We start from the raw sequence: 10326 nt of genomic DNA, 5'->3' as shown, positions 1-10326 counted from the left end.
GTTTGTAACTGCTGGCGCTTGGCATAAAAAGTAGAAAGACTTAACCCATTACGCTCACAGAAGACCCGTTGTGATAGATGACTGGATTGGTATTGCTCGAACAAGGTTTGCCATTCTTTGTTGGTGCGCCGTTTTGCCATTTCAAATCTCCTTGTAGTTGGAGATTTGATCTTATGGCGGACTGAGGATGATTAGAATGTGGGGTTTATGACGCGCTTACAATATTTCTGCAAGTTCGGCTTTATCGTCACAGTCGAGTCTTCCTTCTGTTAAGTCACCATTCTTGATGTTTAGCCTTTTAGCAATTTCTTCTACGAAAATGTTTTTGAGCTTTTTCTTGTCCAGATTATGTAAATTTTCGGCTGCCGTAACATTGCCTTTATCTGAATTTTTATTCAAATACCTTATGTAAGTTCTAAGGTTTCTTTCGGTGTCGTTAGAGTATGCTTTGAAGCTAGAGTAACTCATGTCTATCTAAATGCCATTATTAAAATGATTAAGTTAAGTTATCAGAAAATGATCGGTTTAACGACGGGGATTTGTATGTATTGTGACTGAAATATGTCGGTGGTGCGTCGGAATTGTGTCGGCGATATAGTCGCCGTCTTTTGTTGTATGCCACTTCTTCTAAAAAATACACTTCAGAAGTTTACGTTGGTGGTGAAAGAGCTAATGGAAAAATTTATTCTTGTTCTAACTTCAACAGCATAGAAAGAATCAGTACTCTTAGTAATGCTCTACGTATTATCCTGTAAAAAATAACGTTAGTCATTATCTCATATGAGTAGTTATATCAGAAATGCAAAGTTATGCAAAATTCATTTTATATCAGAGTTGAATGTTTTGCCATTATCATCAGTTTTTGTGCTTTGTAAGGTACTTTTATGAATGGTAAGCAGTAATGCGATTGAAAGTTCTCTGGGACATTATAGGCTCAGCCGATTCATAAATCTCTGATGTCGGTTTGTCTAGTATGTATATTTAGTAACACCATTAAAAATAACATTGTCACCAATACCTATGTCAAAACAACATAGAGGTATAGACAATGAACAAGAGACACAAACGAAATCGAAATCTAGGGATAACGAACAAAAGAAGCTTTAATGGATTACGGATAATGCAATGCAATGAAGGGGTCATCGTCAATTACCTATCTAGAATGTACGAAACCATAGACAAGGCACTAGAAGACCACCCTCGAACAACGGCAGTACGAGTTGACTTAAGAATTGGCTCATATTTGGCTGGTTCTAACTCATTAATGATCTCTGAGTTTATTGCATCACTGATCTCTCAAATAGAAGCTGACTCTAAACGAAAAAAAAGAAGCGGTAAGCGAGTCCACAAATGCAACGTCCGTTATGCATGGGTGAAAGAAAAAGATACCGCATTGAATCAACACTACCATATGGTTTTATTCTTCAACAAAGATAGCTATGCCTTTCTTGGCAGTTATCAAAGCAGCGGCAACCTCTCTCACATGATTAAAAAGGCATGGGCAACCGCTCTTGATATAGATGTGGAAGAGTCTTCATTTTTAGTTAATTTTCCGAAGAACCCTACGTATTACCTGAAGCGAGATTCTGATCAATTTGATAGTGAGTTAGAACGGTTGTTTTACAGGATTAGCTACTTTGCAAAAGTAAGAACAAAAGAATACGGGAGTAGAAATAAGAACTTTGGAACTAGCCGAAGATAAACGGTTTTTTTATAACATATATCCAGTACCTGATTCAGACCAGATACTGGTAGGTTGATTGGTGATGGTTAACTTTGATGTGCAGGGGAAGGGGCGCTCTCGCCCCTGAGGGACTTTTTACTTAAGGCAGATGGCAAAAGTAAGAAGAAGGTTAGGCTGAGTTTGTAGTGCTTTGAGTACCGAACATAAAGCAGTGATGATGAGGTAACGTACTTTTTTACAGTGGTGACTTTTCTCATGGGTATATACAAAATACAGGAGACCATTCCCAATGAGATTTCTAAAGTTAAAAGAAGTGATGGAAAAAACTGCTTTAAGTCGTTCAGCGATTTACCGAAAAATGAATAACGGTAACTTTCCATTATCAGTCAATCTTGGAGATAGAGCTGTTGCTTGGGTTGATGGTGAGATTGATGATTGGATGGAATCATGCTTGGGATTACGAGAGATCCAATAATAATCCAAGTAGCAGAAAGCATACTGACCACATCAACAGGGAGCCCACGAAGGCTCCCTTTTCAATTAGAGAGAGAAATAAAATGAGTTATTCAATTTACATTGGCGCGGCACCGAACAATCAACACGGATGCACACAGGGTGGGATTGGTATTGCAGCCTTTAATGAGCACGGTGAGGTAGAGTATCAAGATAGCATCACTATCAGACGCAGTACTACCAATGCAGAATTAGAGCTAATGGCCTTAATCGAAGGTTTAGAGTATGCGCAGGATGGTGATGTCATCTACTCAGACAGTGATTTTTGTGTGAAGGGTTATAACGGTTGGTTAGGTAACAATATAAGTTAAGGAAGAGGTCAGACTAACCTCTTTTTTATGTGCTTATATTTATAAAAACAAATTCGTCTAATAGTCACATTTACAACTAAACACTGTTTAGTAAAGCCCGTGATTGCTTCATACATTCAGCTAATAAAACATCCCTTACACTGCTTATAACTTAATCATAACAGCTTATAGGTGGTTATAAGTCATGAGTACTAATGCAAAAGCTTGGGTTGAACAGGTTGTTCTTCCTACTTACCCAACGGGCAAGGTGGATCCCAATCCGCTGTTTTTAGAGAACCGTGTTTATCAAGGTTCATCGGGTTCCGTTTATCCTTACGGTGTAATTGATAGCATTACGGATCAAAAAGTCGATCAAATTTATCAAGCGGTATATATCGAAAATGATTATATCAAAGTCATGCTACTGCCAGAACTTGGTGGGCGCATTCACCGTGCGTATGACAAGGTAAAAGGCCGTGATTTTGTGTACTACAACGAAGTGATTAAACCCGCTCTGGTTGGTTTATTAGGGCCGTGGATTTCTGGTGGTATCGAATTTAACTGGCCGCAACACCACCGCCCGACGACCTTTATGTCGACTGATTTCACCATTGAACATCATGATGATGGCGCTGTGACGGTGTGGATGGGCGAAGTTGAGCACATGTACGGTTTGCAAATCATGGCAGGCTTTAAGGTTTACCCAAACAAAGCTCTGATTGAGATCACGGGGAAAGTCTACAATGGTAATGAAACGCCCCGTCAATTCTTATGGTGGTCGAATCCCGCAGTTAAAGGTGGTGACGATCATCAAAGTATCTTCCCGCCAGATGTCACCGCGGTATACGATCACGGTAAGCGCGATGTCTCTAATTTCCCAATCGCTACGGGCGAATATTACAAGGTGGATTACTCGCCTGGTACCGATATCTCGCGTTATAAAAATCTGCCTGTACCGACGTCTTACATGGCAGATAAATCGGCTTACGACTTTGTGGGCGCATACAGCCACAACGAACAGGGCGGTTTGCTTCATGTTGCCAATCACCATGTTTCTCCGGGTAAAAAACAATGGACATGGGGTAACTGCGATTTCGGTATTGCATGGGATCGTCAACTCACCGATACCAATGGCCCTTACATTGAATTAATGACAGGTGTGTTTACCGACAACCAACCCGACTTTACATGGATCGATAGCCATGAAGAGAAGGTGTTTGTTCAACACTTCTTGCCATACAGTTATCTTGGTAATGTGCATAACGCCAATACTGACGTGGCGATAAAACTTGAACGCTCAAATGGCAAGCTAGAGTGGGCAGTTTATGCCATTGCGGAAATCACTGATTACACTATGGTGATTTCAGACGGCAAGAATACAGTGTACGAAACGTCATTAACCATGATGCCGGGTGATACTCGCCAAGGGACGTGCTTACCTGATGGTCAATGTGTCAGTCTTGTCGGTCAGAGCGAACTCACAACAACTAACCGCTTCACCATGACGGTCACTTCTGCAGATGGTTTCAGCACTCTGTCTTATAGTGAACATGTCGCTTCAGCAGATGAAATAACACCAGATCCCGCCACGTCACCTGCATTACCTGCTGACGTTGACAGTGTCGAAGACTTGTATTTCATCGGCCAGCACCTTCAGCAATACCATCATGCAACGCGAAGCCCAGTTGATTATTACAAGGAGGCGTTAAAGCGCGATCCGAACCATTACCAAACCAATGTGGCAATGGCATCGTTGGCGTATGAAGGTGCCGATTACTCCGCAACACTTGCCTACACCAATGCTGCATTGGCACGAGCTCATCAACTCAATAAGAATCCGCTGTGTGGCAAAGCGAGCTACTTGCGTGGTTGTGCAAATGAGAAATTAGGCTTTTTAGATCAGGCGTTTAGCGATGTTTTCAAGGCTACATGGAGTGCGAACTGCCGTGATACAGGATTTTTCGCCGCCGCCCGTATTGCGACTAAGCAATCTCGTTGGGGGGAAGCGCTGGATTATACGAACCGTGCTTTACAGCTTAACGGCATGCATTATCAAGCTGCGACACTGAAAGCACACTTGCTGATCACGCTGAACCGTGCCAGCGAAGCGGCTGCTTTTATTAAAGCACAAAAAGTGATTCAGCCGCTGGGGTATGGGTTGGCTTTCGAGAAATACCAACTCAGTCAATCAACCTCCGATTTAGCGTCATTCAAGCATTTAATGAACGGACGTGAAGCCAATGCGATCCATCTTGTGAATTTCTATTTATCGATCGGTGCAACAGATAGTGCAAAAGTCGTATTAGCTCAGAGTGATAGCCAAGGAGCGATGACTTATATTTACCAAGCTTATTTATCTGATGAACACACTAGCGCCGACACTGATCTAAAAACTGACGTTAAAACAAGTGTCACAACTTGGTTAGACTCGGCGGCAGAAACCTTCGCTGATAACGTGTTATTCCCCAATACCTTGACAGAAATTGGTGTGCTGGATGCCTTCCCCAATCATTATTTTACTCAGTATTTGTTGGGTTGCTTCTTTTACGCCAAGCGTAATTATTCTCGCGCCGTACACCACTGGGAAAAGGTCTTATGCCTAAATCCTGACTATGCGCCGGTATTACGTAACTTGTCGGTTTATGCATACAACAAATGCAAAGATTCACAGAAAGCGATTGATTTGATGTCGCGTGCGTTTGCCCTTTCGTCTGACGATGCTCGTATTTTGTACGAGTTAGATTTCCTTTATCAAGCTGTAGCGACCGAGCCTACAACGCGAATAGATCTTTTGCAATCGCACTTAGAGGTGGTTGCCAGACGGGATGATTTAACCGCAGAACTGCTCAACTTATACAATATCACAGGGCAGTTAGAGCAGGCTGCTGAGTGTTTAGCTACAAGACAATTTCACCCGTGGGAAGGAGGAGAAGGACGCATTACAGGTCAGTTTGTCGTGAACAAATTACGCACCGCTCTTGGCTTAATAAACCAACAAGCATATACCGAGGCAATTGAATGTTTACAAGGTGCGCTGCATTACCCACATAACTTGGGTGAAGGGCGTTTAGTTGGGCAAACCGATAACGATCTGTATTACTACCTAGGTTATTGCTACCAAAAGCTAGATCAACATCAACTGGCTGCTCAACATTTCAAGTGTGCTACACAGGGTAAACAAGAAATAGGGCAAAGCCGTTATTATAACGACCAACCTGCTGATTACTTGTTCTATCAAGCCGCAGCACTGTATCAGTTGGGTTATACTGAAAAAGCAGTTTCATTATATGAAAATATGGTGGCGTGGGCTGAAGCGGAAGCTGACACACTCGTTGAGACGGACTTCTTCGCGGTATCACTGCCTGCTTTGATTGTGTTTGACGGTGATTTACAGGCCGAGCATCAACAGCATTGCTTATTCGTAAAAACAATGGGGCAGCTAGGGTTGGCGTTGATAACCGAGCAGGGCAATCATATTGCGTACAGCGCAGAAGAACACGATACAGATAAACAATTAACGTTTGAACACACCTTGCAGGCATTGTTAACCCAATCGCCAGCACATACTAAAGCGAACTTATTTAAAGAAGTCGCGCAACATCGCTACGCCTTTGGCCGTTACGGGCAAATGTAATGGATAGGTCACCTCAGGTGATCTATCGCCTGAGGTGACTATAAAACAATAACTTGAATAAACGTGTGCCTCTACAAGGATTGATTATGAGTAAGACAAGCGATCAACTTAACATGAGAAATATTTGGCTCATCAGCCTAGTTGCTGCCTGCGGTGGGTTGTTATTTGGTTACGACTGGGTGGTTATTGGTGGGGCAAAGCCCTTCTATGAAGCCTATTTTAATATTACTAGTGCATCGTTGTCTGGTTGGGCAATGAGTTCAGCGTTACTGGGTTGTATGGCAGGGGCGTTCATCGCTGGTACTGTCTCTGATAAATACGGGCGTAAACGTCCTTTGATCTTAGCGGCACTCTTGTTTGTGATTTCTGCTTGGGGTACCGCAATGGCAGGCAGTTTTAATGCATTTATTGTCTTTCGTATTATTGGCGGGATAGGGATAGGTTTAGCCTCAGCGTTATCACCTATGTATATCGCCGAAATTGCACCTGCGGAAAAACGTGGTAAGTTTGTGGCGATTAACCAGCTAACCATTGTTATCGGGGTATTAGCGGCGCAAATCATTAACTTGGTGATTGCAGAACCTGTGGCAACTGGCGCAGCACAAGCTGACATTTTACAATCATGGAATGGTCAAATGGGTTGGCGTTATATGTTTGGTGCAGAATTGGTACCAGCACTCGCGTTTTTACTTCTGATGTTTGTGGTGCCTGAATCGCCACGTTGGTTAGTGAAAATGGGAATGGCAAAAAAAGCTAAAGGCACATTACGTCGTATTGGTAGTGAAAGCTATGCTAGCCGCACCGTGGCAGAAATTGAAAGTACACTGTCAGCTGAAACCCGTTCGCTACCTTTTAGTGCGTTGTTAAAGCCAGATGTAAAACCCATTTTAATCATTGGTGTGGTGTTGGCAGCGTTCCAACAGTGGTGTGGGATCAACGTGATTTTCAACTACGCCCAAGAGATTTTTGCTTCCGCTGGGTTTGACATTAACGACACCTTGAAATCGATTGTAGCCACGGGATTAATCAACCTAGTCTTTACGATTTTGGCGATTCCGTTTGTTGATAAAATTGGCCGTCGTAAATTAATGATTGTCGGATCATTTGGCCTAACCATTATTTACGGCTTAATGTCTGCAGCTTATGCATTCGGCATGTTAGGGCTTCCTGTGTTGTTATTAGTGCTGGTGGCTATTTCTATCTACGCCCTGACTTTAGCGCCAGTGACTTGGGTTTTGTTATCTGAAATCTTCCCGAACAAAGTACGTGGTACAGCCATGTCGGTTAGCACGCTTGCACTATGGGTGGCGTGTTTCGCACTCACATATACCTTCCCATTGCTTAACGCAGGGCTCGGCGCATCGGGTTCTTTCTTACTGTACGGTGTTATTTGTGCTTGTGGCTTTGTTTTCATCTATCGCCACGTGCCAGAAACCAAAGGTCGTTCATTAGAAGAGTTAGAGAAAGAGTTGGTGGTTCAATCCGCTAATTTAGGCAAAGAAGTAAAAGCATAACCAATACAAATAACCATAACTAAAAAGATCACCGTTAGGTGATCTTTTTTATGCGTGAAACAAACTATCTAGCTCCTGTTCAACCCATAAATAACTCATTCCCATCACTCGTTCTATTTGGCTTAGCTGACCAAACGACACCAGTGTTTGATCTTGGCGGCGGGCACTCTTATCTTCAAACGGATTCGTGAGTGTTTGATCTGTGATCGTATTCAACCAAGGTTGACCCAAGGCACAAGTGTTGCCGTACAGAATGATCTTATTGATGTTCAGGGTGATCAGAAAATTATATAAAGCTTGACCAAGCACTATTGCGGCGCGCTGAGCGACATCTAATGCGATAGGATCGTTTTGTTGGTAGCGCAGAACAAAATCATCAAACGTGAGAGCTTGTTCTTCTTCTATCATAGCCTCAAGTGTTTGCAGGTAGTGCGTAATCTCACTCTTATGATCCGCCTTACTTTGACTGTGTAACGCAGATTGTTGAGAGTAGCGATCGCACAAGGCTTTTGAACTGGCTTCGGTCTCTAAACACCCTTCTCGGCCACAACCGCAAATAATGCCGTTATTTGCTACTTTAGTGTGACCGATTTGTCCACTACCAAACATTTTTCCGCGGTAGATATTATTGTTGATCAGGAACGAAGAGCCGATCCCGTAATCGATATTCAGTACACAGAAATCTTGCCTGCTGTGGCCACCTAACCATTTTTCTGCTAATGCCATCATTACACAATCATTATCAACTAGCACATCAACACGTAAGCGTTGTTCGAGAATGTATTTAAGTTCTATGGATTGTGTCCATGGGGCTTGTGGCATTCGCATTGACGATCCAACATGAGTATCCACTTGCCCATGTACTGCAATCGATAACCGATAAGGTGTGGTGCGGTTTATTTGGCGACAAGCAACAATCACATTAACTATATCGTCGATAAGTGCCTCTGGCGTAGCAGGGGCGATGGCTTGATTGATGAACACAGAGCAAGGGTTAATTTGATTATCAACCATGACGGCCTGAATACGAGTCGGGGACACGTTAAGACAAATGGTATCGGGGCGATGGCGCGATACATTGTACAAGCCTTTAAAGTTGCCCTTGCTTACTTCTGGCGACACGGTATTTTCAACGCGACCTTGATCGATTAATGCATCAATGATCTTGGTGATTGCTGGAATGCTTAACTGCGTTGCCTGCGCTAGTTGTGACTTGGTCATCCCTTTGTTTTTATACAGCAACTCCATGATGATACGGCAGTTATATTGTCGCACCTGTTGGTTGTTAAGGCCCTTCTGGCCATTGAACCCTAAGGTATTGGTCATCATTGTTTGTCACCACCTAATCAAAGTCGCTCAATTGGCCGCATGATTAACCCTATTAATAAGCACCTTTAGGAATCAGCGTTTAGTAATAAGTGTTTAGTAATCCCTGTGACCTCGCTATCACTTAACGAACCATCACCCACTTACAGTAGCTTCTAAGCCGGTTGCGGGTTAATTAGCAAGTAGCATGGTATCACAACGGTAGAAGGGTTAATTTATGGCAATTCACACACTCGAAAATGACACATTAAAACTGATAATTAATGAGTTGGGTGGGGTTATTGATGCCTTTCAATACACGCATAACAATAAATGCAATCAAGGTGAAGAACATGCTTTCAATATTCTGAGACCACGAACAAAGCTGAGTGAAAATAATGCGGGAGAAGCCAGCATGTTCCCTATGGTGCCCATGGTGAACCGCATTAGAGGTAATAGCTTTGAATGGCTAGGACATCAAATAACATTGCCTATTCATTCACAAATAGATCCCGATTTCTTTTTACACGGTGATGGCTGGTTAACCCATTGGCAACTGTGTCGACAGAACCAACAAGAGTTATGGCTAGAATTAGCGATGACATCAGACATTAAAGGCGTGTGTCACTATCAAGCCAAGCAGCGTTTTCAGCTTGAACAAGGCAGCCTGATTGTAACCATGACAGTGACCAATCTTAGCAAGGAAGCCTTTCCATTCGGGGCGGGTTTCCACCCTTTCTTTCATTGCTTACCGGATACGCGTGTGCAATTCCCTGCGCTTGGGTGGTGGCGAGAAGATGAGACTTATCTACCAATAGACTATACAAGCGTTATCCCTCCTATGTACAGTTTTGAACGAGCAAAACCTATTCCAGAAATATGGCTTAATAATGGTTACCGTCTGGATAAATCAGGAGTAAAAGCCACATTAAAACACGGTAACGGGTTATTAGTAACGCTTATTAGTCCGTGTAATTACCTGCAAGTGTATAAACCCATAGGGCCAGCGAGTTTTCTGTGTTTAGAGCCTCAAAGCCAAGCGGTAAATGCGCATGCGTGTTTATCGTCATTCCGCACTTCTAACGATAATTCAATTCATGAAAGTTTAGGACTTACCATACTTGCCATGCATCAGAGTATGCAACTTACTATGACCATTAAAATAGATAGTAGTTTATATAGGCTTAATTCTAAAGCTTGATAAAATTCAATTAGATGGCTACTTAAATACATTGATCCGCACCAGAAGTTTTGGACACCGAGTTAAGTGAGTACAATCACTAACGAGGTGAACAATGACAACTAAGAAAACACGAATCAAACATGCTCCTGAATTTAAAGCCGAAGCGCTTAAGTTAGCAGAGAAAGTCGGTGTCTCTGCTGCCG

8 protein-coding genes and 1 pseudogene are annotated in these 10326 nt (G+C 42.7%); 6 read left to right on the top strand and 3 right to left on the bottom strand.

Features of this window, described 5'->3' with window-relative positions; all coding sequences use genetic code 11:
- Together tnpA and L4B77_RS18195 are read right to left on the bottom strand one after the other, a co-directional pair.
- Positions 1-140 (bottom strand): IS66 family insertion sequence element accessory protein TnpA (gene tnpA, locus L4B77_RS18200; RefSeq protein ID WP_429752153.1); only part of this gene is annotated, 140 nt, incomplete at its 3' end.
- A gap of 76 nt (positions 141-216) precedes the next feature.
- The gene (locus L4B77_RS18195) at positions 217-468 is read right to left on the bottom strand and encodes a hypothetical protein (protein ID WP_429752151.1); all 252 of its coding nucleotides are present in this window, start codon (positions 466-468) and stop codon (positions 217-219) included.
- Positions 469-1048: 580 nt separating this feature from the next.
- On the opposite strand from L4B77_RS18195, the gene L4B77_RS18190 reads away from it, so the two are divergent.
- The 5 genes and pseudogenes from L4B77_RS18190 (at position 1049) to L4B77_RS18170 (ending at position 7635) form a co-directional block, all read left to right on the top strand.
- Positions 1049-1702, top strand: a complete 654-nt coding sequence (locus tag L4B77_RS18190; protein ID WP_429752149.1) for an inovirus Gp2 family protein — start codon at positions 1049-1051, stop codon at positions 1700-1702.
- Positions 1703-1973: 271 nt separating this feature from the next.
- Entirely contained in the window at positions 1974-2159 is a 186-nt protein-coding gene (locus L4B77_RS18185; protein WP_017090816.1) for an AlpA family transcriptional regulator, read from the top strand.
- 82 nt (positions 2160-2241) lie between these two features.
- Positions 2242-2490, top strand: a pseudogene (locus L4B77_RS18180) (RNase H family protein); the annotation flags it as partial.
- Between the two features lie 202 nt (positions 2491-2692).
- Positions 2693-6121: a DUF5107 domain-containing protein gene (locus L4B77_RS18175; RefSeq protein WP_429752147.1), complete on the top strand. Its 3429-nt coding sequence runs from the start codon at positions 2693-2695 to the stop codon at positions 6119-6121.
- Positions 6122-6207: 86 nt separating this feature from the next.
- The gene (locus L4B77_RS18170; RefSeq protein ID WP_132980895.1) at positions 6208-7635 is read left to right on the top strand and encodes a sugar porter family MFS transporter; all 1428 of its coding nucleotides are present in this window, start codon (positions 6208-6210) and stop codon (positions 7633-7635) included.
- A 48-nt stretch (positions 7636-7683) separates the two neighbouring features.
- Here the strand turns inward: L4B77_RS18170 and L4B77_RS18165 are convergent, their stop codons facing one another.
- Positions 7684-8964, bottom strand: a complete 1281-nt coding sequence (locus L4B77_RS18165; RefSeq protein ID WP_429752144.1) for an ROK family protein — start codon at positions 8962-8964, stop codon at positions 7684-7686.
- Positions 8965-9178: 214 nt separating this feature from the next.
- Here L4B77_RS18165 and L4B77_RS18160 point away from each other — a divergent pair, with 214 nt between their 5' ends.
- A complete protein-coding gene (locus L4B77_RS18160; RefSeq protein WP_429752142.1) occupies positions 9179-10141 on the top strand; it encodes an aldose 1-epimerase in 963 nt (320 codons plus the stop codon).
- Positions 10142-10326 lie beyond the last annotated feature (185 nt).

It is taken from the genome of Vibrio minamisatsumaniensis, assembly GCF_050337445.1.
In the GTDB taxonomy this organism is placed as follows: domain Bacteria; phylum Pseudomonadota; class Gammaproteobacteria; order Enterobacterales; family Vibrionaceae; genus Vibrio; species Vibrio artabrorum.
Note: the sequence above shows the minus strand (reverse complement) of the source record. Positions and strands in the feature narration are given on the sequence as shown.

Bases quoted from the DNA above. Each gene is read 5' to 3' on its own strand.
- L4B77_RS18195 (WP_429752151.1), bottom strand. From the start codon at position 468: ATGAGTTACTCTAGCTTCAAAGCATACTCTAACGACACCGAAAGAAAC.
- L4B77_RS18190 (WP_429752149.1), top strand. From the start codon at position 1,049: ATGAACAAGAGACACAAACGAAATCGAAATCTAGGGATAACGAACAAA.
- L4B77_RS18165 (WP_429752144.1), bottom strand. From the start codon at position 8,964: ATGATGACCAATACCTTAGGGTTCAATGGCCAGAAGGGCCTTAACAAC.
- L4B77_RS18170 (WP_132980895.1), top strand. From the start codon at position 6,208: ATGAGTAAGACAAGCGATCAACTTAACATGAGAAATATTTGGCTCATC.
- L4B77_RS18175 (WP_429752147.1), top strand. From the start codon at position 2,693: ATGAGTACTAATGCAAAAGCTTGGGTTGAACAGGTTGTTCTTCCTACT.
- L4B77_RS18160 (WP_429752142.1), top strand. From the start codon at position 9,179: ATGGCAATTCACACACTCGAAAATGACACATTAAAACTGATAATTAAT.
- L4B77_RS18185 (WP_017090816.1), top strand. From the start codon at position 1,974: ATGAGATTTCTAAAGTTAAAAGAAGTGATGGAAAAAACTGCTTTAAGT.